The organism is Streptomyces sp. WMMC940 (assembly GCF_027460265.1).
In the GTDB taxonomy this organism is placed as follows: domain Bacteria; phylum Actinomycetota; class Actinomycetes; order Streptomycetales; family Streptomycetaceae; genus Streptomyces.
Genome location: NZ_JAPZBC010000001.1, coordinates 3360640 through 3385053, shown reverse-complemented (window position 1 = coordinate 3385053; position 24414 = coordinate 3360640). Strand labels below are relative to the sequence as shown.

General features: G+C 70.9%; 20 protein-coding genes and 1 tRNA gene. 13 read left to right on the top strand and 8 right to left on the bottom strand.

From position 1 onward, the window contains the following. The first annotated feature begins 36 nt into the window (after positions 1-36). From O7595_RS14770 to O7595_RS14760, 3 genes are all read left to right on the top strand, one after another. Positions 37-891: a bifunctional DNA primase/polymerase gene (locus O7595_RS14770; protein ID WP_269729153.1), complete on the top strand. Its 855-nt coding sequence runs from the start codon at positions 37-39 to the stop codon at positions 889-891. Between the two features lie 2 nt (positions 892-893). Then, positions 894-2375: an ATP-binding protein gene (locus O7595_RS14765; RefSeq protein WP_269732492.1), complete on the top strand. Its 1482-nt coding sequence runs from the start codon at positions 894-896 to the stop codon at positions 2373-2375. 834 nt (positions 2376-3209) lie between these two features. Continuing rightward, entirely contained in the window at positions 3210-4718 is a 1509-nt protein-coding gene (locus O7595_RS14760; RefSeq protein ID WP_269732491.1) for a tyrosine-type recombinase/integrase, read from the top strand. Positions 4719-4837: 119 nt separating this feature from the next. On the opposite strand, the gene O7595_RS14755 is transcribed toward O7595_RS14760, so the two are convergent. The 4 genes from O7595_RS14755 to mptB form a co-directional block, all read right to left on the bottom strand. Next, positions 4838-4911, bottom strand: a tRNA-Pro gene (locus tag O7595_RS14755). A 249-nt stretch (positions 4912-5160) separates the two neighbouring features. After that, positions 5161-6102, bottom strand: coding sequence for a metallophosphoesterase (locus tag O7595_RS14750; RefSeq protein WP_269729152.1), 942 nt, complete (start codon positions 6100-6102; stop codon positions 5161-5163). Next, on the bottom strand, positions 5985-7337 hold the full coding sequence (locus O7595_RS14745; RefSeq protein WP_269729151.1) for a glycosyltransferase 87 family protein: 1353 nt from the start codon (positions 7335-7337) through the stop codon (positions 5985-5987). The genes O7595_RS14750 and O7595_RS14745 overlap by 118 nt, the downstream gene beginning before the upstream one ends. Then, positions 7334-8917, bottom strand: coding sequence for a polyprenol phosphomannose-dependent alpha 1,6 mannosyltransferase MptB (gene mptB, locus O7595_RS14740; RefSeq protein WP_269729150.1), 1584 nt, complete (start codon positions 8915-8917; stop codon positions 7334-7336). Before mptB ends, O7595_RS14745 begins: the two co-directional genes overlap by 4 nt. 478 nt (positions 8918-9395) lie before the next feature. Between mptB and O7595_RS14735 the strand changes: the two genes are divergently transcribed. Further along, positions 9396-9860 (top strand): GatB/YqeY domain-containing protein, encoded by a 465-nt coding sequence (locus O7595_RS14735; RefSeq protein WP_269729148.1) that lies wholly within the window; start codon positions 9396-9398, stop codon positions 9858-9860. 364 nt (positions 9861-10224) lie between these two features. Here O7595_RS14735 and O7595_RS14730 read toward each other — a convergent pair whose 3' ends face one another. After that, positions 10225-12471 (bottom strand): transglycosylase domain-containing protein, encoded by a 2247-nt coding sequence (locus tag O7595_RS14730; RefSeq protein ID WP_269729147.1) that lies wholly within the window; start codon positions 12469-12471, stop codon positions 10225-10227. 360 nt (positions 12472-12831) lie between these two features. On the opposite strand from O7595_RS14730, the gene O7595_RS14725 reads away from it, so the two are divergent. Continuing rightward, on the top strand, positions 12832-13176 hold the full coding sequence (locus tag O7595_RS14725; protein WP_171052979.1) for a WhiB family transcriptional regulator: 345 nt from the start codon (positions 12832-12834) through the stop codon (positions 13174-13176). A gap of 489 nt (positions 13177-13665) precedes the next feature. Here O7595_RS14725 and O7595_RS14720 read toward each other — a convergent pair whose 3' ends face one another. Together O7595_RS14720 and O7595_RS14715 are read right to left on the bottom strand one after the other, a co-directional pair. After that, positions 13666-14955, bottom strand: coding sequence for an ArsA family ATPase (locus O7595_RS14720; protein ID WP_269729146.1), 1290 nt, complete (start codon positions 14953-14955; stop codon positions 13666-13668). 13 nt (positions 14956-14968) lie between these two features. After that, the gene (locus tag O7595_RS14715; RefSeq protein ID WP_269729145.1) at positions 14969-15961 is read right to left on the bottom strand and encodes an ArsA family ATPase; all 993 of its coding nucleotides are present in this window, start codon (positions 15959-15961) and stop codon (positions 14969-14971) included. 137 nt (positions 15962-16098) lie between these two features. Between O7595_RS14715 and O7595_RS14710 the strand changes: the two genes are divergently transcribed. The 5 genes from O7595_RS14710 to O7595_RS14690 all read left to right on the top strand — a co-directional run bounded on the left by O7595_RS14710 (position 16099) and on the right by O7595_RS14690 (position 19876). Next, positions 16099-16257 (top strand): DUF4177 domain-containing protein, encoded by a 159-nt coding sequence (locus tag O7595_RS14710; protein WP_017947820.1) that lies wholly within the window; start codon positions 16099-16101, stop codon positions 16255-16257. Next, positions 16254-16724 (top strand): RidA family protein, encoded by a 471-nt coding sequence (locus O7595_RS14705; RefSeq protein WP_269729144.1) that lies wholly within the window; start codon positions 16254-16256, stop codon positions 16722-16724. The genes O7595_RS14710 and O7595_RS14705 overlap by 4 nt, the downstream gene beginning before the upstream one ends. Before the next feature lie 261 nt (positions 16725-16985). Continuing rightward, positions 16986-17891: an NUDIX hydrolase gene (locus tag O7595_RS14700; protein ID WP_269729142.1), complete on the top strand. Its 906-nt coding sequence runs from the start codon at positions 16986-16988 to the stop codon at positions 17889-17891. Further along, positions 17888-18718, top strand: coding sequence for an MBL fold metallo-hydrolase (locus O7595_RS14695; RefSeq protein ID WP_269729140.1), 831 nt, complete (start codon positions 17888-17890; stop codon positions 18716-18718). Before O7595_RS14700 ends, O7595_RS14695 begins: the two co-directional genes overlap by 4 nt. Before the next feature lie 273 nt (positions 18719-18991). Continuing rightward, on the top strand, positions 18992-19876 hold the full coding sequence (locus O7595_RS14690; protein WP_332328166.1) for a prohibitin family protein: 885 nt from the start codon (positions 18992-18994) through the stop codon (positions 19874-19876). Positions 19877-20118: 242 nt separating this feature from the next. Here the strand turns inward: O7595_RS14690 and O7595_RS14685 are convergent, their stop codons facing one another. Beyond that, positions 20119-20793 carry a Crp/Fnr family transcriptional regulator gene (locus O7595_RS14685; RefSeq protein ID WP_017947815.1) on the bottom strand — a complete coding sequence of 225 codons (675 nt, stop codon included), beginning with the start codon at positions 20791-20793 and terminating at the stop codon, positions 20119-20121. A gap of 325 nt (positions 20794-21118) precedes the next feature. On the opposite strand from O7595_RS14685, the gene nth reads away from it, so the two are divergent. The 3 genes from nth (at position 21119) to O7595_RS14670 (ending at position 24390) form a co-directional block, all read left to right on the top strand. After that, positions 21119-22165, top strand: coding sequence for an endonuclease III (nth, locus tag O7595_RS14680; protein ID WP_269729138.1), 1047 nt, complete (start codon positions 21119-21121; stop codon positions 22163-22165). Between the two features lie 214 nt (positions 22166-22379). Then, the gene (locus tag O7595_RS14675) at positions 22380-23075 is read left to right on the top strand and encodes an NUDIX hydrolase (protein WP_269729137.1); all 696 of its coding nucleotides are present in this window, start codon (positions 22380-22382) and stop codon (positions 23073-23075) included. A gap of 115 nt (positions 23076-23190) precedes the next feature. Next, a complete protein-coding gene (locus O7595_RS14670) occupies positions 23191-24390 on the top strand; it encodes a MarP family serine protease (RefSeq protein WP_269732490.1) in 1200 nt (399 codons plus the stop codon). Positions 24391-24414: the final 24 nt, after the last annotated feature.

Here is a 24414-nt window from a genome sequence, read left to right as displayed (position 1 = left end):
CAACCAGCCCAGATCACAGAACTGGAGACATCCAGCATGACCCAACCGACCGACATTCGGGGAGAGCACCTGCGCACCGCGCTTTCCCTGGCAGCCTCCGGCGTGCCCGCCATGCCGTTACGGGCAGGGAAGGCCCCGTTCGGCAACTGCCGTCGCTGCGCGGACAACGCCTGTGGCGGGCGGCCGAACATGAAGACCCCCGGACCCTGCACCTGCCCCGCGCCCTGCCACGCATGGGCCGCCGCGACCACCGACCCGGACGTCATCCGTTCCGGCCCCTGGCGCCACGCCTGGCTCGCCGCGAGCACAGTCGCCTACCACCCCGGCGGTGCCGGCCTCACCGTCGTGGACCTGGACAACGCCGACGCCATCGAGTGGGCCCGCGAGAATCTGCCCACGACTCGGACCGTGCCGACCACCCGCGGCGAGCACTGGCTCTACCGCGGGGCTACGACCTCCGCCAACGGCGTGCGGCGTGGCGTGGATATCAAGTCCACGATGGCCTACGCCCGGTGGCTCGGTCCCGGCAGCGGCACCATGACGGAGCTCCCGGACGCCGTGCGAACGCTGACCGTGAAGGCGCCCACCGCAGTCCGGCCGGTTCCCTTCGCCGTGCCCGCGCCTACCGGGGGCGGGGAGTGCCGCCATCGCACGCCTGCGTTCCTGGAGCGTGGCATCGCCATGGCCGAGCAGCGCATCACCGAGGCCCGGGAGGCGGTGCACGCGACCGTGTACCGGACGTTCCTGGCCGTGCTGTCCACGCACGGCCGGTGCGGCTGCCTCACCGAGACGCACATCGCCCGGCTGTTCGCCGCCGCGCAGGCCAAGGGCGAGACCGTCCGGCACTGCACCGACGCGTGGGCCAACGCCCGCACCAGGTTGGGACTGTGACCATGGCCGACGACGAGAAGACTCCCGCCCGCGAGGTCATCACCGACTACGCGCAGGCGCACTTCCGGTACTTCCGCACCCCCGACGGCACCGTGTACGCGCAGCGGAAAGGCCACCCCGTAGCCCGCCCGATCCGCTCACAGGGCACCACGGGCAGCCACCGCCAGGAACTCATGGTCGGCCTGTTCAAGGACGGATACGGCGTGTTCAACGGGACCGCGCTCAAGGAGGCGTTGGACTTGATCGAAGCACTCGCGCTGAGCGAGGACGTGCAGTCCGTGAACATCCGCGTCGCCCCGGGCTTTGACGGGGCGACTTGGCTGGACCTGGGCCGCGACGACGGGCAGTCCGTGCGCATCCACCCCACCGGCTGGGACATCGCCGTCCCCGACCCGCGCGAGGTGTGCTGGCGCCGCACCCAGCTCACTGGGGAACTGCCCCTGCCGGCCAAGGACACGAACGGCAAGGGCATCGACCTCCTGCTCCGCCTGTGCAATTTCGCCACCGCGGAAACCGAGTGCCTGGCCATCGCCTGGCTCATCGGCTGCCTGGAGCCGTCTGTACCGGTCCCCGCGCCGTTCCTCACCGGGCCGCAGGGCGCCGGCAAGTCCACCGGAGGCCGCATGCTCATCAGGATCGTGGAAGGCATGAGCGGCGACCTGCGACGGGCGCCGAAGGACGAGGAGAACCTGGTCGCAGCGGTCGCGGCAGGATGGGTGACCGCCCTGGACAACCTCTCCCACATGACCCCGGAACTCTCCGACGCGATGTGCTGCATCGTCACCGGCATCGAGAACGTCAAGCGCGCCCTGTTCACCGACGGGGACGTATACCGCATCGGATACCGCCGCCCCCTGCTCCTCACAGGCATCGACGTCGGCGTCATCCGCCCCGACCTCGCCGAACGACTCCTGCCCCTGCGGCTGGAACGCCCCAAGGTCCGGCGCACCGAAGCGGAACTGTGGGCCGACTACGCGGAAGCCCTACCCACCGTCCTCGGCTCCCTGCTAGACCTCACCGTCAAGGTCCGAGCCGTCGAAGCGGAAACCCCGACCGATCTGCGGATGGCGGACTTCGCGCGCCTGTGCGCACAGCTCGACGCCGCGACCGGTCTCGGGGCTCTCACCGCCTACCGGGCCAGCCTGGACGACCTCAACGACGACGTCATCGAGGGCGACCTCCTCGCACAGATCGTCCTCAGGCACGCCGACACCCTCACCCCGGGAACGGCGCAGCGGATGACCTCCACAGAATGGCTGCACCTCCTCAGCACCCTCTACAGCAGCGACGAGCCGCGTCCCCTGCCCAAGGGCTGGCCCACCACCGGCAAAGTCCTCTCCGACCGCCTCAAGCGCCTCCAACCCACCCTCGCCGCCCGGGGCGTCCTCATCGACTCGGGCCGCACCAAGGCGGGCCGCTACCTCGAAATGACCCGCACGGTCGCCCCGGCCCTGCTTCCGCACGAGCAGACGCGGGCGTTCTGACCCGCGACCGCACGTTCAAGCGAACAGCAAGAAGAGCACGTGCTCCTCTTGCTGTTCGGCGGAACGCCGCCCCAAGGTCGTGCCGCGCAGCGGCTCCTTCTTCGCTTTGTAAGGCGCAGTCAAGTACTACAGGCAGCACCTTCTTTGTCCTAAGTAGGAAGACGCTGCGTCACCTGCGTCACCCGGCCCGGAAAACGGCCCCTGACCTGCGCCAACAGCGGTGACGCAGACGGATTTCTCTGCGTCATCCTGCGTCACCTGCGTCACCCGGTGACGCTCCCAATGACGCACCGGTGACGCACACCCGATCCGCAGAGTCACCCAAACCCGCAGGTCAGAGCCTCAAGTGACGCTGATGACGCGGTGACGCAGAAATCCGAGCCTCGGACAGGTCCGGGCTCTGACAAGACCCCCAAGTGAACTCCAGAGGAGACGCGAAAGTGAGTCAGAAGAGCACTGGCCTGCCTCAGCTCCACTCCGCTGCGGATGTCGCCCAAGCCCTTGGCTGCTCCGAGTGGTGGGTGAAGGAGCAGGCTCGCAGGGGACGCATCCCCTTCACGAAGCCCGCCGGCAGCTACCGGTTCACGGCCGAGCACTTCGCAGAGATCATGCGCATCTTCGAGAGCCGTCCCGCCCAGACCAATAGCGCCGCTGTTCGAGCCGCACCTGCACCGCGTCGCCGGGCGGTTACTACGGCGGCGGTGGCCGTCGCCCCCTTGAAGGCAAGGACGCCGCGCAGGGCGCGACACAGCCAATCGCAGTCCAGCGCAGCCTGATTCCGTGTGCCGCCCGGTCGTCCAGCCGGGCGGCACACCCGTCTATGAGGAGAACAAGTTGGGGTATGCCGAGAATCTCGGCGGCTACTGGCGCGGCCGGTACAAGCTCGCGCCTGGCAAGTATGGAACGGTCCGCGATGCGGATGGTGATGCCATCCGCTTCCGGACCAAGGCAGCCGCGAAGAAGGCGGCGGATGCCGAAGAGGCGAAGTTGCTGGCGGGGACGAAGAAGGTGCCTCCGGAGCGGATCACCTTCGGTACCTACGTGAGCCGCTGGTATGCCGCGCAGGACTTGGCGGCGTCCACCATGCAGAACTACCGGCGGCACATCGAAGAGCATCTACTCCCCGCATTCGAGGACTTCGCCATCGCGGACATCCTGAGTACCGACATTGCCGCTTGGGAGAAGCGCGAGCGCGCCGTTCCCTATGCGGCTACCAGCGTCAAGACATGGCGGGCGACGCTGCACCTGATCCTTGCCGATGCTGTTGACGAGGGGCTGCGCGATTCCAACCCGGCAACCAAGCGGCGCGGACGCGGAAAGCGCGCTGGTCGCTCACGCAACCGTGGCCCGGAGAAGGCGGTTACGACGGCTCTCGGCATTCTGCTGCTCGCGGAGCGGATGGCGCTGCTGTCCGGCCGCGACGACGAGTTCGTTGGCTGCATGGTCAAGGGCTACACAGGCATGCGCTGGGGTGAAGTCGTGGGCCTTGAGGCCGAGTTCGTCCGGCCGAAGAGTCTTCGCGTGGAGTGGCAGCTCTACGAGCTGGATACCGGTGAACTGCATCGTTGCCCGCCCAAGGACGACTCCTACCGGGACATCGACGCTCCGGATTTCCTCGCCTCGCTTCTTGCCGACCACATTGCCCGGACGAAACCGAAGCCGTGTGAGTGCCACGGACTGGCCTACGTCTTCCGCAGTCACGGCACCGCAAACGGCGCTACGACCCGTCCGGGAGCGAAGCTGACCGACGTCGCTCGCCGTGCCGGCGTCTCGTCCGGCACCGTTTCCAACGTCCTCAATCGCCCGGACGCTGTGGCGGAGCCGACCCGGCTGAAGGTTCTGGAGGCCATTACCGATCTCGGGTACGTCCGGAACGCGGGATCGGGGGAGTTGGCTGCACATTGGCGACGCTCCGGATTCGCCACCTGGCTCTTCCAGCCAGCCGTCACCGGACGGTACCCCGGGCGCGGTAATCAGCAGGAGCACCCGGTGCCCGTGGTCGCTGAGCCTTGGCCCGGGATTCCGGCACGCGGGCGAGGAGCCTCCAAGAGGGCTGAGGCGTGCTGGGTGCCGATCGCTCCGGGGCTGACACCGCACGGGCTGCGCCATACGCACAAGACCCTCATGAGAGAAGTGGGGACCCCGCCGAAGCTCATGGACGAACGCATGGGCCACGAGGACGGTTCCGTGCAGTCCCGCTATGACCACATCACGTCCGGGATGCGGCAGACGCTGATGACTGCGCTCACCGGGATGTGGGAGGAAGCGCTGGACGCGCGCCGGGCGATGAGCCCCGGCTCGCCCGTTGCTGTCCTCGACGCGCTACTGAAGGCTCGCCGGTAGGGAGCTGGTCTGGAGAAAGATTCCAAGATCTTCTCCAGGATTTCTCCAGAGAGCCCCTGAGAAACAAGTCAGGCTCGGTGCTGATCTCTCAGCACCGAGCCTGACCTGGTGTTTCTCTGTCGGGGTGGCGGGATTTGAACCCACGACCTCTTCGTCCCGAACGAAGCGCGCTGCCAAGCTGCGCTACACCCCGATGTCACTCGCTCTCGCGGCGACGTCGTTTACTTTAGCCCACCGGCGCCCGGAGACGAAATCCGGTTTTACGGGGCCCTCACCAGGGGCGGAGCGGCTTGAGTCGTGTCGGACGCCGGCCGGGGAGGGGCGGTGCCAGCGGGGGGACCTCAGCCGTCACACCCGTACCGCCGGCTCCCTCGCCCGGCGCGCCGCCGACGGCCGCGCGTCCCGCTACGGCCGCGCCGTCCTGGCGTGGCCGGGGGCCGGCTCAGTCCCGTGCGACCAGCGTCAGCAGCGTCGCCTCCGGAGGGCAGGCGAAACGGACCGGGGTGTAGCGGTTGGTGCCGCAGCCCGCGGAGACGTGGAGGTAGGAGACGAGGCCGTCGGACCCGTGGGTGGAAAGACCCTTCACCCGGTCGGTGTCGATGTCGCAGTTGGTGACCAGGGCGCCGTAGAAGGGGATGCACAGCTGGCCGCCGTGGGTGTGGCCCGCGAGGATCAGGGGGTAGCCCTCGGTCGTGAAGGCGTCCAGCGAGCGCAGATAGGGGGCGTGGACGACGGCCATCGAGAAGTCGGCGGTCTTGTCGGGGCCGCCGGCGACCTTCTCGTAGCGGTCCCGTTTGATGTGGGGATCGTCCAGCCCCGTGAAGGCGAGCTCGAGGCCGCCGTCGAGCTTCAGACGGCCGCGCGCGTTGCTCAGGCCGACCCACCCGGCCGCGTCGAAGGCGTCCCGGAGGCCCTCCCAGGGGTTGTGCACGACGCCCACCGCGGGGGCGTTGCCGTTGAGCCCGTGGCGGCCCTGGGACTTCTCGATCAGGTAGCGGGCCGGATTGCGCAGCTTCGGGCCGTAGTAGTCGTTCGACCCGAAGACGTACACACCCGGGTACTCCATCAGCGGCCCGAGGGCGTCGAGCACCTCGGGCACGGCGTTCGTGTCCGACAGGTTGTCGCCGGTGTTGACGACGAGGTCGGGGCGCAGCCCCGCCAGCGACTGGAGCCAGGCCCGCTTCTTGCGTTGCCCGCACACCATGTGGATGTCGGAGACCTGCAGTACGCGCAGGGGACGCATCCCTCTCGGCAGAACGGGGACGGTCACCCGCCGGAGCCGGAAGGAGCGGGCTTCGAACCCGGCCGCGTAGGCGATGCCGACTGCTCCGACAGCCGTGACACCGGCACCGATCTTGAGGGAGAGGCCGTAGCGTGCGCGCATGCGCCCATCGTCGCAGACGGTCCGCTCTCCGCATACGGCCCGTCCCCGTCCGTGCCCGGCCGTCCGAGCGGCAGCAGCAGTAGCAGGAGCAGCGCTATCCACACGTAGGCGTTGGCACCGAGGAATCCGGGCGCACCGCCGTCGTTCCACCGCCACAGCCAGACCATGCTGCTGCACAGGATCGCGTAGCTCGCCAGGGCCCAGGTCAGCAGCCTGCGGCGGCGCTCCCCGCCCGGCGCGGCCCGCAGCCCCTTGTCGGTGAGCACGGCGAGGGCCGGGATCAGCCAGACCAGGTGGTGCACCCAGGTGACCGGGCTCACCAGGCAGGCGGCGATACCCGTCAGGGCGAAGCCCGCGAGCTCGTCACCCGTGGCGACGGCCTGCCGCACCCGCCGGGCCCACAGCCACATCAGGAGCAGTACGCCCACGGCCCACACCGCGCGGCTGGGCTCGGCGAACGGTTCGGTGAGCCGGGCCAGCATGCCCTGCCAGGACTGGTTGGAGACGTAGGAGAGCGAACCGACCCGGTCGGTGTTCCACATCGCCTCGGTCCAGAACGTGCGCGATGCCGTCGGCGCCGCCAACGCGGCGAGCAGGGTCGCGCCGCTCGCGGTGCCGATGGCGACCCCGGCCGGCCGCCACCGCCGGGTCACCAGCAGGTAGCAGATGAAGATCGCCGGGGTGAGTTTGATCGCGGCCGCGAGGCCGATGCCGAGACCGGCGAACCGGCCGAGCGACGGGAAGCGCTCGCGCCCGGCCGTCAGCAGCCAGCAGTCGGCGAGGACCAGCGCCAGCAGGAGGAGATTGACCTGGCCGAAGCTCACGGTGTCCCGCACGGGCTCCAGCAGTGCGAGCATGCAGGCCGCCACGGCGTACGCGAACCATCTGTGCCGGCTCTCCCGCCTGATCGTCGCGTCCAGGCAGACGTAGAGGATGAGTGCGGCCGCCGCCACGTTCATCAGCTGGCTTATCGCCAGGGCGCTGTGCCAGCCGACCAGGGTCATCGGCAGCATGCACAGTGCCGCGAAGGGCGGGTAGGTGAAGCCGTAGCGGGTTCCGGGCCGGAGGTAGTCGTAGATCGGGTGGCCGCCGATCCAGTGCTCGACCGCCCCGTAGTAGACGTGCAGGTCGAACCAGTTCCGGTGGAACGGCACGGTGCCGAGGAAGAAGACCACCACCGCCGACATGCCGAGGGCCACCAGGACACGGCCCCGCCTGGTCACGGGAACGCTCACGCTGTGCTCCCCAGCGGACGGTGCGGGTCCCGCGCCGGGTCGTCGCGCTGCGGCGGAGGATCCAGGAGAGGGGCTGCTGCCGGGGGCGGCGGGTCCTCCGGGTACGGGGCCGCCGGAGGAGGTTCCTTCGGGCGGGGAGCCGCCGGAGGGGGTGCCTCCGGGCGGGGAGCCCGGTCTGCCGCTCGTGCCGCCAGCCTGTATGCGCACCACAGCGCCAGTACCCCCAGTGTGCTTCCGCCAACCGCGATCAACAGCTGATTATGGTCGGGCGTGAACCCGCTCGGCATCACCACGAGAGCGAGAAATCCGCTCACCAGGGCAGCCACGCGCCGCACGCGCACCGAACCGCTGGGCGCCGTGGCTGCGATCAGGAACACGCCCCACAAGACGTACCACGGACGGATCGCCGGGCCCAGGACGGCCACGGCACCCAGGCTGAGTCCGACCGCGTACACCGGCCGGCGCAGATGGTGGCGTCTCCAGCAGACGAGGACGGTGAGAGCGGTGGCGGCGAGGCCGGCCAAGTGCCAGGCAGGTACGGCGAATTCGGCCGGCCCGCTGCCCGCGCTCCGCAGCGCCGCCCCGGTCAGGCGGCCGAGCGTCGAGGTCAGCGACCAGTTACCCGGCGACACCGGGGTGTCGAGAGCGGCCGTCCAGCCGTAGCCGGTGCCGGCCAGCGCGGTCGCGGCGACGGTGGTGGCGGCCGCCGCGCCGCCGGTGGCGAGGACGGCACGCAGCAGGGGGCTCCTGCCGGACCGGCGTCGCGCCCGGAGCAGGGCGACGGCCGGCAGACCGAGCACCGCCGGGGCCTTCACCAGCGCGGCGAGGGTGACGAGTACGGCACCGACGACCGGCCACCGGCCGAGTGCCGCCACGAGACCCGCGCCGAGCAGGCCCAGCATGACCGCGTCGTTGTGGGCACCGCCGACGAGGTGGAGCAGCACGAGCGGGTTGAGTCCGCCGAGCCACACGGCGGTACGGGGGTCGGCGCCGCAGTGCCCGGCGAGAGCCGGGAGACACAGCACCATCAGTGCCACGCCGAGCAGGGCCACCAGCCGCATGCCGAGGACCCCGGTGACGACCTCACTGCGGGCGAAACCCGCTATCGCCGAGGCACAGCCGAGGAAGACCGGCCCGTACGGGGTCGGGGTGTGCCGCCAGATCGGCGCCACTTCGGCGGCCAGCGGTCCGCCGAGCCGGGACGGGCCGTTGGCGTACACGTCGATCCGGGCGTCGACCATCGCCCCCTGCGCGAGATAGCTGTACACGTCCCGGCTGAACAGGGGCGGGGCCAGGAGCAGCGGCGCCGCCCACAGTGCGAGGGTGAGCAGCAGGCCGCGAAGGCTCGGCGGCACGGGCCCGCGTGCCGTGCGGCCGAGGAGCGCCCAGGCGGCCACCAGCAGGACCAGTCCGAAGTACGCCGCGGCCAGGCCGAGCACGGCCGTTCCGGAGTTCGGCGCCGGTGCGTCGCCTACGGGCAGGGCACCGGCTGCCGTGCCGCCCGCAGCCAGCGCCGCCGACCCCGTCAGCCCCAGCCACCGGCAGCGGCGGTCGTCGACGGGAAGGCGGAGGACCGGCATGCGCGCAGGCTGTCAACGGCCGGTGGCCGCAGGCCGACGCGGGCGCCACCCGGAAACGGCCACGATGTGTCCGGCGCCTTACGGGCGGAGGTCGGGCAGGGGTGACGGCCCGGGGCGAGGGGGTGGGTGAGCCGATCTCACGGTCGGGTCGATCTCAGGGGCGGGTCGGTCCGACGGTCGGGCCGAGGTGGCGGTCGGGCAGGGGTGGTGGTCGGGCAGGGGTGACGGCCCGGGGCGAGGGGGTGGGTGAGCGGATCTCACGGTCGGGTCGATCTCAGGGGCGGTTCGGTCCGACGGTCGGGCTGAGGTGGCGGTCGGGTCGAGGTGGTGGGTGGCCGGGGTACGGGTGAGCCGACGCCGTGGGGTGAGGGGGCGCAGGCCACGGCCCGCCGCGGCCGTCGTCCCGGCAGCAGGGGCTCCGGCCCGCGCGGGGGAAATGCGCGGGCGTGTGAGGGCGCGCGCCTGCCACAATCGACGCATGACCACGCTCAAGTCCAAGCTGCAGGAAGACCTCACCGAGGCGATCAGGGCGCGCGACGAACTGCGCTCCTCGACGCTCCGGCTGACCCTCTCCGCGATCACCAAGGAGGAGGTCGCGGGCAAGGAGGCGCGTGAACTCTCCGACGACGAGGTCCAGAAGGTGATCGCCAAGGAGGCGAAGAAGCGCCGCGAGGCGGCCGAGGCCTTCGCCCAGGGCGGTCGCGCCGAGCAGGCGGACCGCGAGAAGGCGGAGGGCGAGATCCTCGACGCCTACCTGCCCAAGCAGCTGACGGACGACGAGTTGAACGGCATCGTGGCCCAGGCCGTCGAGGAGGCCAGGGGCGCTGGCGCCGAGGGTCCCCGGGCGATGGGTGCGGTCATGAAGATCGTCAACCCGAAGGTGGCGGGCCGCGCCGAGGGCGGCCGCGTGGCCGCGGCGGTCAAGAAGCTCCTCGCAGGCTGACTCCGCGGTCGGCCCCGCGAGCGGCGCCCGTTCCGCGCGGCGCCTGTTCCGCACCGCGCCCGTACGGCGAAGGGTCCCGGTGCCATCCGCACCGGGACCCTTCGCCGTACTGCTCCACGCCGGTGGCGCCACGGTGACCCCCGCGGCCGGGCCGCTGTCCGGGGTCGGGTGACCCTTGCCCGGTCCGGCGGCACGCGGCGAGTGAACCGCGCGGGCCGCGGCGGCCGCACCCGTGCCGGGACCGGCGGCCGCGTCCGCCCCGGACCACCGGACGGTGCGGCCCGCTCCTGTCACGTATCCGCGCGGGACGGATCACGTCGGACCGGGACGGGGACGGTGACCGGAGCCGCGGTCGGCATCGGGGTCACTCCCGATGCCGCCCTCCGTTCCCGCCGCTGTCCTGGCCGCGGGTGACGTTGCCGCCGATGAAGTCCGGCGGGAGCGAGATGCCGGGGAACGGGTCCCGGCCGCCGTTCCTGCCGGGCTTGTCGTCGTGGCGGCCGTCGTCGTCAGGGCGCCCCTCGTCCTCCCCGCCCTCGTCCTGCGACGTGTCGGGCACGTGGACGGTGTTGAAGCCCGGGGCCTCCTTGCCCTCCAGCGCCCCCGCCATCGCGTCCTTCCAGATCGGGCCGGGGACCTGACCGCCGAAGACCTTGCCGTGGTAGCGGCCGCCGATGCGGATGTTCACCATCTTCACCTTCTGGGTGGCGCTGCCGACCCAGACCGCTCCCGACAGGTTCGGGGTGTAGCCCACGAACCAGGCGTTCCTGCGTTCGTCCGTCGTACCCGTCTTGCCCGCGTTGTCACGGTCCGTCAGGCCGGCCTCCTGGCCGGTACCGGAGTCGACCACGCCGCGCAGCAGCGTGTTGACGGTGTCCGCCGTGCGCTCCGACATCACCTTGCCGCACTCGGTCCGCGGAACCCTGAGGCTCTTGCCGTCGGCGGTCGTGATCGACTCGATCGCCGTCGGTGTGCAGTGCGTGCCGCGGTTGGCGAACGTCGCGTAGGCGTTGGCCATCGTGAGCGGCGAGATACCGGTCGAGCCGAGGGTCAGCGGCGCGGGACTGGCCGGGAGCTTCTCCCCGTTGCCCTGTACCACGCCCAGGCGGTCGGTCATCTCCACCACGGGGCAGAGACCGATGTCTCCTATCATCTGCACGAAGTACGTGTTGACGGAGAGCTCCATCGCCTCGCGGAGGGCGTAGGGCCCGACTTCCTTCTCGTTCTCGTTCTCCACCGTGTCGCCGCCGCGGTTCCGCCAGGGCCGGTCGGAACAGCTCGCGATCGAGTCCGGGTACGGCATCTTGTACGGAGCCGGGTACGACTGCGTCGGTGGCCGGCCCTGCTCCAGCGCGGCCGCGGCCACGAACGGCTTGAAGGTCGAACCCACCGGGAAGCCGAAGTTGGAGCCGCCCATCTTGGCGTCGACCGAGTAGTTGATCTGTGTCTCGTTCTCGCCGAAGCCGTACGGCTTGGACTGGCCCATCGCGATGATCCGGCCCGTCCCGGGCTCCACCATGGTGACCGCCGCCGCGACCTTGTCGGCCTGGTAGACGTGGTCCTTCAGCGACTCCTGGGCGGACTTCTGCGCCTGCGGGTCCAGGGTCGTACGGATCGTCAGGCCGCCCTGGTTCCAGACCTTGGCCCGCTCCTCGCGGGTCTTGCCGAAGACCGGGTCCGTGAGGAAGACCTCGCGCACGTAGTCGCAGAAGAAGCCCGCGCCGTCGACGGCCGTGATGCAGCCGTTCTTGGGCTTGCTGACCTTCAGTGTGATCGGCGTCTCCTTGGCCCTGTCGGCCTCGGACTGGGAGATGTCGCCGACGTCGGCCATCCGCTGGAGCACGGTGTTGCGCCGCTTGGTCGCCTCCTCGCCGTCGTTGACGGGGTCGTAGCGACTGGGCGACTGGACGATGCCGGCGAGCAGCGCGGCCTCCTCCAGCTTCAGGTTCTTCGCCGACTTCGAGAAGTAGCGCTTGGACGCCGCCTCGACGCCGTAGGCCTGCTGGCCGAAGAAGGTGATGTTGAGGTAGTTCTCGAGGATCTTCTTCTTCCCGAGCTCCTCCTCGACCTGGATCGCGTACTTGAGCTCGCGGACCTTGCGGCCGATGGTCTGCTGGGTGGCCTGGGCGACCTTGTCCGGATCGTCGCCGGCCTCCTCGACGAAGACGTTCTTGACGTACTGCTGGGTGAGGGTCGACGCGCCCTGGGTCACGCCGCCCTCCTGCGCGTTGCGGTTGACGGCGCGCAGCACGCCCTTGAGGTCGATCGCCCCGTGTTCGTAGAAACGCGCGTCCTCGATGGCGACGATGGCCTTCTGCATGTACGGCGAGATGTCCTTCAGCGGGACGACCGTGCGGTCACGCGAGTAGACGGTGGCGATCTGGCCCCCGTCGGCGTCCAGGATCGTCGTGCGCTGGCTCAGTGGCGGGGTCTTGAGATTGGCGGGGATCTCGTCGAATCCCTCGACCGTGCCCTTGGCGGCCAGTCCCAGCGCGCCGGCGGCCGGCAGGGCGAGGCCCGCCAGCACGGCTCCCGCGAGCACACTGACACCGAGGAACTTGGCGGCCTGCTGGGTCCCGGTCAGACCACCGCCCGATCGCTTCTTCGACATAGGGGCAGCCTACGTTCTCATTCTCCGGACACGCGTATATGCCTTGGCCTAAGCTGCTCCCAACTGTCACAGCAGTGCGGTTGTGCATCAAGACCGCGCGCCATCCCGAGTCGCTCCGCAGTGACGTCCTCCCTGCGGCCGTTCCGTTTGTCCGGCTGATTTGCCGGATTCATTACGTATGCCCTCAGCTCACTCCCCCGGGTGATCTGCCGCTTACGCATAGTCCGTTCGGGCCATTCAAGATTGGGCCCGAAGGGGGTGTTGCGCTGTGTCCACCTTCCGTAACGTCCTCAACTGGTAGCGGTGAATATGCCGCTGCCGCCGTGGGGGAGCCTCGATTCGGGAGAGGACGGCGCCGGCATGGGCTGGGTAACCGACTGGAGTGCGCAGGCAGCTTGCCGCACTACCGATCCGGATGAACTGTTCGTACAAGGAGCGGCGCAGAACAGGGCCAAGGCGGTGTGCACCGGATGCCCGGTGCGGACGGAGTGCCTGGCCGACGCGCTCGACAACCGTGTCGAGTTCGGTGTGTGGGGTGGCATGACCGAGCGGGAGCGGCGCGCGTTGCTGCGCCGGCGCCCCACCGTCACCTCCTGGCGTCGTCTGCTGGAGACCGCGCGTACGGAGTACGAGCGCAGCGCGGGCATCCTGCCCGTGGGTCTCGAGGACGACGAGACCTATGAGACGTTCGCCGCCGTGGGCTGAACCGGGGCCGAGGCGGCCGCAGGTCCGGCCCCGGTCACGCCACATCGTGTCCCTCCGCGCGGCCTGGGGTCCGAGGGACCTCCGGCCGCTCTGCGGGTCCCATGGGTCCCTCGGGTTCGTTGTCGCGCCCTGTGGAGCGTGTTCCGCCGAGCCGTGTTCGGGCGGTCTCGCCGACTGACGGCGGCCTGACGGTCGTGCGTCCCGTCTGCCGTCCGGGGTGGCCGCGGCGAGCGCGCCGGCCACGCGTGCCCGGTCCGCCCGAGCCGTGCGTGTCCTCGGCGTTGGAGCTCCCCACCCGGATGTGAGCCGTCACACAGCGGACGGGGTCGCCTGTCGTCCCCTCGCAGAGGCGTGCCGGCGGTCGCCTGTGCACGGCCGCACGCAGTACGGGACAGCCCTCAGGCACCGCGCGGCCCGGCCGTGCGGCGGGCCGCGTCGCTCCGCCGTGTGCCCGGATGCCCGAGAAGGCAGACGCCGTCGTAGTCCGGGCTACGCGTCTCCGGCCGGGAGGGCGCCGCCGGCGAGCTTGTCGCCGATGGCCCTCAGGCCGGCGAGGTCGTGCACATCGCCCGGCAGCGCGGCCACTTCGGCCACGGCCACCTCGGGATGGAGCGCGGTGAAGCGGTCACGCATGCGCTGCTCGCGCGACAGCACCTGCATCCGTTCGGCATGCAGGCGCAGCAGACCGGCGGTCAGTTGTGAGGTCGGGGGTGCCGAGGGCTGGTCGGACTCGGAATCCGGCTCCACGGCGGAAGGGGTGGGAGAGGACCCCGTGGAGCCACGCCCAACAGCCTTCCCGGCCTCCTGATCCACAATGCCGTCCTCGTCAAGATTTTCCGCGGCGGCCAGCGCCCGCTCGGCCGACAGCCGGGCGGCGCCGCTGCCGTGGACGCGGTTCAGCACCAGCCCGGCCAACGGCATCTCCTCCGCCGCCAGGCGCTCCACGAAGTACGCCGCCTCGCGCAGCGCGTCCCGCTCCGGGGCGGCGACCACCAGGAACGCCGTTCCGGGCGCCTGCAGCAGCCGGTACGTGGCATCGGCACGGGTGCGGAAGCCGCCGAACATCGTGTCCATGGCGGCCACGAAGGTCTGCACGTCACGCAGCAGCTGACCGCCCAGCAGCTTTCCCAGCGTGCCGGTCATCATCGACATGCCGACGTTCAGGAACTTCATCCCGGCCCGGCCGCCCATCTTCGCGGGAGCCATCAGCAGCCTGATGAACTTGCCGTCCAGAAAGGACCCCAGCCGTTTCGGAGCGTCCAGGAAGTCCAGTGCCGACCGCGAGGGCGGAGTGTCCACGATGATCAGGTCCCACTCGTCGCGCGCCCGCAACTGCCCCAGCTTCTCCATCGCCATGTACTCCTGCGTGCCCGCGAAGCCGGCCGACAGCGACTGGTAGAAGGGGTTCTCCAGGATGGCGCGGGACCGGGACGGGTCCGCGTGCGCCTCGACGATCTCGTCGAAGGTGCGCTTCATGTCGAGCATCATGGCGTGCAGCTCGCCGTCGCCCTCGATGCCGTCCACCCGGCGCGGGGTGTTGTCCAGCAGGTCGATCCCCATCGACTGGGCCAGCCGGCGTGCGGGGTCGATGGTGAGCACGACCGCCCGGCGGCCGCGCTCGGCCGCCCGTACCCCGAGGGCGGCGGCGGTCGTCGTCTTGCCCACCCCGCCGGCGCCGCAGCACACGATGATGCGGATGCCCGGGTCATCGAGCAGTGGATCGATCTCGAGCAGCGGTGTGTCCCGCAGGGTGCTGCCATGCGTCATCGACGACGTCATCCGTTCACTCCGGTCATCGGGCGTCCGTCCCGGCATCGGCTCCGGCGTCCACTCCGAGCTTTCGCAGTTCGGTCGCCAGCTGGTAGAGCCCCGCCAGGTCGACCCCCTCGCTCAGCAGCGGGAGTTCGTACGCCGGCAGCTTCAGTGCCTCCAGCGCGGCACGCTGCTCGCGCTCCAGCTCGACGCGCTGGGCATGCTCGGCGGCCTGCTCCAGCAGCGGTCCCACCAGCTTGGCCGCGCCGCTGACGCCCGCTCCGGTCAGCGACTTGGCGATGTCCTTGCGACGTCCGGCGGTCGCGGCGGTCCGGACCGCCTCCTCGTCGAGGATGTGCGGCCGCACCATGTTCACGATCACCTTGCCGGTGGGGAGGTCCGCGGCGCGCAGCTCGGCGATGCCGTCCGCGGTCTCCTGAACGGGCATCTCCTCCAGCAGCGTCACCAGGTGCACCGCGGTCTCGGCGGACTTGAGGACGCGCATCACGGCCTGGGCCTGGTTGTGTATCGGGCCGATCTTGGCGAGCCCCGCGACCTCGTCGTTGACGTTCAGGAAGCGGGTGATGCGGCCGGTCGGAGGGGCGTCCATGACGACGTGGTCGTAGGCGTACCGGCCCTGCTTGTCCCGGCGACGCACGGCCTCGCAGGCCTTGCCCGTCAGCAGCACGTCCCGCACGCCCGGAGCGATGGTCGTGGCGAAGTCGATCGCGCCGAGCTTCTTCAGGGCCCGGCCGGCCGACCCGAGTTTGTAGAACATCTGGAGGTAGTCGAGGAGGGCCCGCTCGGCGTCGATGGCCAGCGCGTGCACCTCACCGCCGCCGGGCGCTACGGCGATCTTGCGTTCCTCGTAGGGCAGCGCCTCCGTCTCGAAGAGCTGCGCGATGCCTTGCCTGCCCTCGACCTCGACGAGGAGGGTGCGCTTTCCCTCCGTCGCGAGGGCGAGCGCGAGGGCCGCGGCGACCGTCGTCTTACCGGTACCGCCCTTGCCGCTGACGACCTGGAGCCTGCTCACGTCCTGGAGCCTAACCAGTCGACCCGCGGGCTAAGCGACCCCGGGTCGCGTTGGGCGGGTCAGGCGCACCGGGCGTCTCGCGTGCCGCGCGAACCTGTGTCGCGGGGCCGCCCACCGGTGCGGCTACAGTCGGCTCCATGACCAAGTGGGAATACGCGACCGTGCCCCTTCTCGTGCACGCGACCAAGCAGATCCTGGACACCTGGGGCGAGGACGGCTGGGAGCTCGTCCAGGTCGTCCCCGGGCCGAACAACCCCGAGCAGCTCGTGGCCTACCTCAAGCGGGAGAAGTCATGAGCGGGACGGTCGAGGCCAAGCTCGCCGAACTCGGGCTGACGCTGCCCGCCGTCGTCCCGCCGCTGGCGGCGTATCAGCCGGCCGTGCAGTCGGGCCCGTACGTCTACACCTCGGGGCAGCTCCCGATGGTGGAGGGCAAACTTCCGGTCACCGGCAAGGTCGGTGCGGAGGTCACCCCGGAGGAGGCCAGGGAGCTGGCCGCCACCTGTGCTCTGAACGCGCTGGCCGCCGTGAAGTCCATCGCCGGCGACCTGGACCGGATCGCCCGGGTCGTGAAGGTGGTCGGTTTCGTCGCCTCCGCCTCCGACTTCACCGGACAGCCCGGCGTGGTCAATGGGGCGAGTGAGCTGCTCGGAGCGGCCCTCGGTGACAAGGGCGTGCACGCGCGCAGCGCCGTGGGTGTCGCCGTACTGCCGCTGGACGCGCCCGTCGAGGTCGAGATCCAGGTGGAGCTGGTCCAGGGCTGATGTGAGAGGGCCCGGGCGCCCCGGGCCCTCGCCGGGCGAGCCCCGGGACCCGAGGCCCGGGCCCTCGCGGGAGAGCGGCCCGGAGCCGGGCGAGGCGGGGAAGGCGGGAACGCGTCCGCCGACAGGTCACCGGAGGGAAGACGTCCGCCGGCCGGGCACCGGCCGAACCGCCGGATGTGCGAGACCGGCCGGGCCGCCCTGCCCGCCGCCGCTGGCCGGCCACCCCTCGAACATCCGCGCGTGAACGCATAGCATCCGGCCATGTCCAATGGTCAGTGGTACCCACCGGAATGGCCCGACCGGATCCGGGCGCTCGCCGCGGGCGAGATCACCGTCGTCGTCCCCCGGCGGGCGGCGACCGTGATGCTGCTCAAGGACACCTCCGAGGGTGCACACGTCCATATGCTGCGCCGCCGCGCATCCATGGCCTTCGCCGGGGGTGCGTACGTCTACCCCGGCGGCGGAGTGGACGAGCGCGATGCCCGGCAGGTGCGCTGGGCGGGTCCCTCGCCGGCCGAGTGGGCGCGGCGGCTCGGCGTCGAGGACGAGGCGTCCGCGCAGGCCATCGTCTGCGCGGCGGTCCGGGAGACCTATGAGGAGGCCGGGGTCCTGCTGGCGGGGGAGACCGGGGACTCCGTCGTCGAGGACACCACGGGCGACGACTGGGAGGCCGACCGGGCCGCGCTCGTCGACCGGAAGCTGTCCTTCGCCGAGTTCCTGGACCGCAGGGGCCTGGTGCTGCGGTCGGACCTGCTGGAGGCCTGGGCCCGCTGGATCACTCCGGAGTTCGAGCCGCGCCGCTTCGACACCTGGTTCTTCGTCGCCTCGCTGCCGCACGGACAGCGGACCAGGAACGCCTCGACCGAGGCGGACCGCACGGTGTGGATCCGGCCCGCGGACGCCGCCGCGGGATACGACAGGGGCGACCTGCTGATGATGCCGCCGACGATCGCCACACTGCGGGTCCTGGGGCGGTTCGCCACCGCCGCGGAGGCCCTCGCGGCGGCCGCCGGGCAGGACCTCGCGCCGATCCTGGCCCAGGCACGTCTGGAGCACGGGGAACTGGTGCTCAGCTGGCCCGGCCACGAGGAGTTCACCAAGCACGTCCCCTCCTCGGGTCGGACTGGTCCGGCCGATCCGGCCGATCCGACGGGAGGCACGCGATGACGAACGCATCGGCGCTGCCGGGTCAGCCGCGCGGCGCGGTGGTCTCGGGGAGCGCGACCTCCCGCACGATCAACGTCCTGGCGCCCAATCCGTCCGCGATGACCCTGGACGGGACCAACACCTGGATCGTCGCCGAGCCCGACTCCGATCTCGCCGTCGTCGTCGATCCGGGCCCGCTGGACGACGGGCACCTGCGGAACGTCGTCGCGGCGGCCGAGGAGGCCGGCAAGCGGATCGCCCTGACCCTGCTCACCCACGGACATCCGGACCACGCCGAGGGAGCCGGCCGGTTCGCCGAGCTGACCGGCACGAGGGTGCGCGCCCTCGACCCCGCGCTCCGGCTCGGCGACGAGGGACTGGCCGCGGGGGACGTGATCCGTACCGGCGGTCTCGAGCTGAGGGTCGTGCCGACCCCCGGGCACACGGCGGACTCGCTCTGCTTCCATCTCCCCGCCGACCGGGCCGTGCTGACGGGCGACACCATCCTCGGCCGGGGCACGACGGTCGTCGCGCATCCTGACGGCCGCCTCGGCGACTACCTGGACTCGCTGCGCCGGCTGAGGTCCCTGACCGTGGACGACGGTGTGCACACGGTGCTCCCGGGACACGGACCGGTGCTGGAGGACGCCCAGGGCGCGGTGGAGTTCTATCTCGCCCATCGGGCGAACCGGCTCGCGCAGGTCGAGACGGCCGTGGAGAACGGCCATCGCTCGGCGGCCGATGTGGTCGCACACGTGTACGCGGACGTCGACCGGTCGCTGTGGCCCGCGGCGGAGCTCTCGGTGCGGGCGCAGCTCGAGTACCTGCAGGAGCACGGTCTCATCTAGCGCCTTCGCTCCGGGCCGACCCGAGGCTTCGTGCCGGCTGAGCCCGCCCTCGCCGCCGGCCGTCGCCCGAGCCCCGCCCGGAGCGGTGCTCCAGCGCTCCTCCGGCCCTTCCGGGTCGGGAGGGGGAGGTCTTCGGGCGAGGCGGGAAGCGCCCGGTCGGGAGGGCGGGACCGCGGCCCGTATGCCCCACCCCGCTTCGGGGCCCGCGACCCGTGTGCCTTACGCTCCGCTTGCTTTCAGCGTTCCGTGCCTGTCGGTACATGGGGGGAAACCGTGTTCGTCGTGTCCATCCTGCTCGTCGTCGCCGCCGTGGTGATGTTCTTCGTGGCCCGGGGCGGCGGGCCACGCGGCCTCAGGATCGGTGCCGCCGCCGCGCTCATCGCCGGCCTCTTCGCCGGTATCGCCAGCATGGTGTACGTCATCAGTGCCTACGAGGTCGGCGTCCCGGTCGCCTTCGGCAAGGTCGGGTCGCCGATGACGTCCGGTATGCACGTCAAGTCGCCCTTTACGAGCGTCACGACGTTCTCGACCCGGCCGGTCGACCTCAACCTGTCCGACAAGGACGTGATCGAGGTGCGTTCCAGCCAGGGTGGGGTCATGTACGCGGAGGTGACGGTCAAGTGGGCCGTGACGCCGGCGAAGGCCGTGGAGCTCTACAAGCTGGCCGGCAGCGAGGACGCCATCCAGCAGCGACTGGTCTACCCGGACAGCCGCGAGATCGTTCGCAACGTCTTCGCCCGCTACACCAGCGAACAGGGCTACACATCGGCGCGCGAGAAGATCAACTCGGAGATCGGCCGGCTCGTCAAGGAGCGGCTGGCTCCGCGCGGCATCGACGTGACCACGGTGAACCTGCGCAATGTGAAGCCGTCCGACCGCCTGCAGGACCAGATCGACCGCAAGATCCAGCAGCAGCAGGCCACGGAACGGGCGACCGAGGCGGCCCGCACGGCGAAGGCCGAGGCCGAGCGGCGCAGGATCGAGGCCGAGGGCATCGCCCGGGCGAACAAGATCCTCAACGATTCGCTGACGGACAAGGTCCTGACGAACCAGTGCATCGAGGCCTACAAGGAGGCCGCGGTCAAGAACCCCGTGTACGCCGTTCCGTGCGGCGGCGGGACCGGGAACCCACTGATCGTGGACGGCGGCAAGCGCTGAGCGACCGTACGCGGGTGTCCTGACGCGCCCGGGGACGCCCGGGACGTGCGAAGGTGCCACCGGCGACCGTCCGCCGGGGGACCCTGCGTGCGTGTGGTGCGGGGCGCGATGTGCGCCCCGCGCCCCCGGCGCACGCCGGGCCCGGGGTGCGCGTCCGACCGTCTCACGGCCCGGTGCGGGGCATAGGGCTCGTGGGCGCGGCCGTAAGCGCCCGGCGGGGGCCGGGCGGGCCAACGGAACGCCTAACGGGAACGCTTGGCGAGGCGTTCCACGTCGAGCAGGATGACGGCGCGGGCCTCGAGGCGGAGCCAGCCGCGCTGTGCGAAATCGGCCAGCGCCTTGTTCACCGTCTCGCGGGAGGCGCCGACGAGCTGGGCCAGCTCTTCCTGGGTCAGGTCGTGGACGACGTGGATGCCCTCCTCCGACTGCACGCCGAAGCGACGCGAAAGATCGAGGAGTGCCCGGGCGACACGGCCGGGAACGTCGGAGAAGACCAGGTCGGACATCTGGTCGTTGGTCTTGCGCAGCCTGCGGGCGACGGCGCGCAGCAGGGCGGTGGCCACCTCGGGGCGCGCGTTCAGCCAGGGCTGCAGGTCGCCGTGGCCCAGGCCGAGGAGCTTGACCTCGGTGAGGGCGGTGGCGGTCGCGGTGCGCGGACCGGGGTCGAAGAGGGACAGCTCACCGATCAGCTCACCGGGGCCGAGCACGGCCAGCATGTTCTCCCGGCCGTCGGGCGAGGTGCGGTGGAGCTTGACCTTGCCCTCGGTGACCACGTAGAGGCGGTCGCCGGGGTCGCCCTCGTGGAAGAGCGCGTCGCCGCGGGCGAGCGTCACTTCACTCATCGAGGCGCGGAGCTCCGCGGCCTGCTCGTCATCGAGCGCCGCGAAGAGCGGGGCGCGCCGCAGAACGTCGTCCACGAGTTCTCTCCTTGTCGACCTGCTCAGGGGACGGTGGTCCCCATGATGCCGCACACCAAAACAGTGCGATCGATCACAAGGGCCCGACACAAGTTTGACGCACCGGCCCTTCCTGTCGTGAGGCAGGGGCCGATTCGAGTGGTGATCCGCCATGGCCGGGGCGGATGTCCGTGGCGGCCCTTAGGCTGGCCGGGTGTCCAATTCGCCGGTGAGAGCGCAGGCCGAGGGGGCCATCAGGGTGGCAGGGCAGCAGGATTCCGCTGTGGGCGAACACGACTCGCCTCTACCGACAAAAGCAGCAAAAGCGAAGAACAGGACTAGCTCCATGGCTTCCCCGGAGACGCGGCGGGCGGCCGCGCGGAAGACACCGGAGGCGAGGGCGACTGCGGCGAAGAAGACCGCGGTCAAGAAGAGCGCCGCCCGGAAGGCCCCGGCCGGAGCTGTGGCCGGGACCTCTGCCGTGGAGCCGGCGGGGGCCTCCAAGGCCACGGCCGCATCCAGGAGGGCCGCCGCGAAGAAGGCAGTCCCCGCGAAGAAGGCAGCCACCGTGAAGAAGGCCGGAGCCTCCAGGACGGCGGCCAAGGCGCCGGCCGCGCCGGCCGGCAAGCCCGAGTCCAGGCCCGCGATGGTGCGCCGTGCTCGGAGGATCAACCGCGAGCTGGCCGACGTGTACCCGTACGCACATCCCGAGCTCGACTTCCTGAACCCCTTCCAGTTGCTCGTCGCCACGGTGCTGTCCGCCCAGACCACGGACCTGCGGGTGAACCAGACGACGCCTGCGCTCTTCGTGAAGTACCCGACGCCCGAGGACATGGCCGCGGCCGTGCCGGAGGAGCTGGAGGAGCTCATCAGGCCGACCGGCTTCTTCCGGGCGAAGGCGAAGTCCCTCCTCGGCCTCTCCAGGGCCTTGCGGGACGACTTCGGCGGAGAGGTTCCGGGGCGGCTGGAGGACCTGGTCTCGCTGCCGGGAGTGGGGCGCAAGACGGCCTTCGTCGTGCTGGGGAACGCGTTCGGGGTCCCCGGTATCACCGTCGACACCCACTTCATGCGGCTGGCCCGCCGATGGAAGTGGACCGAGCAGGAGGACCCGGTCAAGATCGAGGCGGAGATCGCGGAGATCTTCCCCAAGAGCGAGTGGACGATGCTCTCCCACCGGGTGATCTTCCACGGTCGCCGGATCTGCCACGCCCGCAAGCCCGCCTGTGGCGCCTGCCCCATCACACGTCTGTGCCCCTCGTACGGGGAGGGCGAGACCGACCCGGAGAAGGCGAAGAAGCTCCTCAAGTACGAGAAGGGCGGCTTCCCCGGACAGCGTCTGAACCCTCCGCCCGACTACCCGGGCAAGCCCGCGCCCCCGCTGGGGGCCGGGTGATCCATCCGAGCACCTGCCGCCGGACCGGAGCGCCGGCGGCAGGGTCCTGGCCTCCGGTTCCGCTGTGGCCCGGGGCCGGCGGCCTCGTCGTTCCTCCGGGGCCCGCCGTTCCGTCCTCCTGCCGGGCCTCCAGAGCCGCGCCGGAGCCCGGGTCTGCCCGAGCCGGCCGGAACGATCCCGGCCGCCGCACGCGTTGCACACCACGGGGGTGCCCATGACACGCACACATGAGACATACGACGGCGATGTGGTCGTGAGCAGCGACGGCCTGCCCGAGTGGCTGCAGCCCGTCGAGCGGTCCGTGGGGACGATCGCTCCCGAGCAGCTCAGCCGGTTCCTCCCGCCCGAGAGCGGCGGAGGGCGGCAGTCCGCCGTGCTGATCCTCTTCGGGGACGGTGCCCGGGGCCCCGAGCTGCTGCTCATGGAGCGGGCGAGCAGCCTGCGCTCCCACGCGGGCCAGCCGTCGTTCCCGGGCGGCGCCCTCGACCCCGAGGACGGGGATCCGGCCACCACCGGGCCGCTCCGCGCGGCCCTGCGGGAGGCGGAGGAGGAGACGGGGCTGGATCCGTCCGGCGTCCAGATCTTCGGGGTGCTGCCCCGGCTGTACATCCCGGTGAGCGGCTTCGTCGTGACCCCTGTCCTCGGCTGGTGGCGGGACCGCTCCCCGGTCGCCGCCGTCGACCCCGCCGAAACCGCCCGGGTCTTCACGGTGCCCGTGGCGGATCTCACGGACCCCGCGAACCGGGTCACGAGCGTCCACCCCAGCGGCCACCTCGGTCCGGCATTCCTGGTCGAATCGGCTCTGGTCTGGGGATTCACCGCCGGAGTGATCGACCGCATCCTTCATTTCGCCGGCTGGGAACGCCCATGGGACCGGGCCAGGCAGGTCCCGCTCGACTGGCGCGCATGAGACCGTTGCCCAGGTGTTGTGTTTCTCCGGTGGCCGGTCCGGCGTCACCGGGAGCTGATCCGGAAGCTTCCTGCCGGACGAAGTGCCGGACGAGGAAACTGCGAGGCTAATGACGGTGAACGTGCTGGACATCCTGCTGCTGCTCGCCGCCGTGTGGTTCGCCGTCGTCGGATACCGTCAGGGCTTCGTCGTCGGCATCCTGTCGGTGATCGGGTTCCTCGGCGGTGGACTCGTCGCCGTCTATCTGCTCCCGTTCCTCTGGGACCGGGTGACGAACGGGACGGAGGTGTCCACGGCAGCGGCGATCGTCGCCGTCGTGATCGTGATCGTCTGCGCGTCCGTCGGGCAGGCCCTCACCACCCACCTCGGCAACAAGCTCCGGCGGTACATCACGTGGACCCCGGCACGCGCGCTCGACGCGACCGGCGGCGCCCTCGTGAACGTCGTCGCGATGCTGCTGGTGGCCTGGATCATCGGCCTCCTCGTCGCCGGCACCACCCTGCCCCCGTTCGGCACGGAGGTCCGGAACTCCAAGATCCTTCACGGTGTCTCCCGGGTGCTGCCGGAGCAGGCGCCCACGTGGTTCGACGACTACCGGTCCATCCTCGCGCAGAACGGCTTCCCGCACGTCTTCAGCCCCTTCGCCAACGAGCCCATCACCGAGGTCAGGCCGCCGGACCGGGCGCTGGTCGACAGCCCGGTCGCGGCCCGCGCCCAGCGGTCCATCGTCAAGGTCGTCGGCACCGCGCAGAGCTGCAACAAGGTGCTCGAGGGCACCGGCTTCGTCTTCGCCGAGCGCCGGGTCATGACGAACGCGCACGTCGTGGGCGGAGTGGACGAGCCGACCGTGCAGATAGGCGGCGAGGGCCGACGCTACGACGCCAAGGTCGTCCTCTACGACTGGCAGCGCGACATCGCCGTACTGGACGTACCCGACCTGAAGGCACCGCCCCTCCGCTTCACGGACGGGGACGCCCGCACCGGTGACAGTGCCATCGTCGCGGGCTTCCCGGAGAACGGGTCGTACGACGTCCGCCCGGCGCGCGTCCGCGGTCGTATAGACGCCAAAGGTCCCGACATCTACCGCCGCGGCGAGGTGCGCCGCGATGTCTACTCGCTGTTCGCGACGGTCCGCCAGGGCAACTCCGGCGGCCCACTGCTCACCGCCGACGGCCAGGTCTACGGCGTGATCTTCGCCCGGTCCCTCGACGACGCCGACACCGGTTACGCGCTGACGGCGGACGAGATCCGCGACGACATCAGGCTCGGCCGCATGGCCAACCAGGAGGTCGACAGCCAGGGCTGCGCGCTCTGACGCTCGCCGCCGCCGCACGGATGC

What these genes read in the sequence shown, in the direction of transcription:
- O7595_RS14710 (WP_017947820.1), top strand. Translation starts at nt 16,099, where the DNA reads ATGACCAAGTGGGAATACGCGACCGTGCCCCTTCTCGTGCACGCGACC.
- O7595_RS14695 (WP_269729140.1), top strand. Translation starts at nt 17,888, where the DNA reads ATGACGAACGCATCGGCGCTGCCGGGTCAGCCGCGCGGCGCGGTGGTC.
- O7595_RS14675 (WP_269729137.1), top strand. Translation starts at nt 22,380, where the DNA reads ATGACACGCACACATGAGACATACGACGGCGATGTGGTCGTGAGCAGC.
- O7595_RS14750 (WP_269729152.1), bottom strand. Translation starts at nt 6,102, where the DNA reads ATGCGCGCACGCTACGGCCTCTCCCTCAAGATCGGTGCCGGTGTCACG.
- O7595_RS14725 (WP_171052979.1), top strand. Translation starts at nt 12,832, where the DNA reads ATGGGCTGGGTAACCGACTGGAGTGCGCAGGCAGCTTGCCGCACTACC.
- O7595_RS14700 (WP_269729142.1), top strand. Translation starts at nt 16,986, where the DNA reads ATGTCCAATGGTCAGTGGTACCCACCGGAATGGCCCGACCGGATCCGG.
- nth (WP_269729138.1), top strand. Translation starts at nt 21,119, where the DNA reads ATGGCTTCCCCGGAGACGCGGCGGGCGGCCGCGCGGAAGACACCGGAG.
- mptB (WP_269729150.1), bottom strand. Translation starts at nt 8,917, where the DNA reads ATGCCGGTCCTCCGCCTTCCCGTCGACGACCGCCGCTGCCGGTGGCTG.
- O7595_RS14720 (WP_269729146.1), bottom strand. Translation starts at nt 14,955, where the DNA reads ATGACGTCGTCGATGACGCATGGCAGCACCCTGCGGGACACACCGCTG.
- O7595_RS14730 (WP_269729147.1), bottom strand. Translation starts at nt 12,471, where the DNA reads ATGTCGAAGAAGCGATCGGGCGGTGGTCTGACCGGGACCCAGCAGGCC.
- O7595_RS14770 (WP_269729153.1), top strand. Translation starts at nt 37, where the DNA reads ATGACCCAACCGACCGACATTCGGGGAGAGCACCTGCGCACCGCGCTT.
- O7595_RS14705 (WP_269729144.1), top strand. Translation starts at nt 16,254, where the DNA reads ATGAGCGGGACGGTCGAGGCCAAGCTCGCCGAACTCGGGCTGACGCTG.
- O7595_RS14735 (WP_269729148.1), top strand. Translation starts at nt 9,396, where the DNA reads ATGACCACGCTCAAGTCCAAGCTGCAGGAAGACCTCACCGAGGCGATC.
- O7595_RS14765 (WP_269732492.1), top strand. Translation starts at nt 894, where the DNA reads ATGGCCGACGACGAGAAGACTCCCGCCCGCGAGGTCATCACCGACTAC.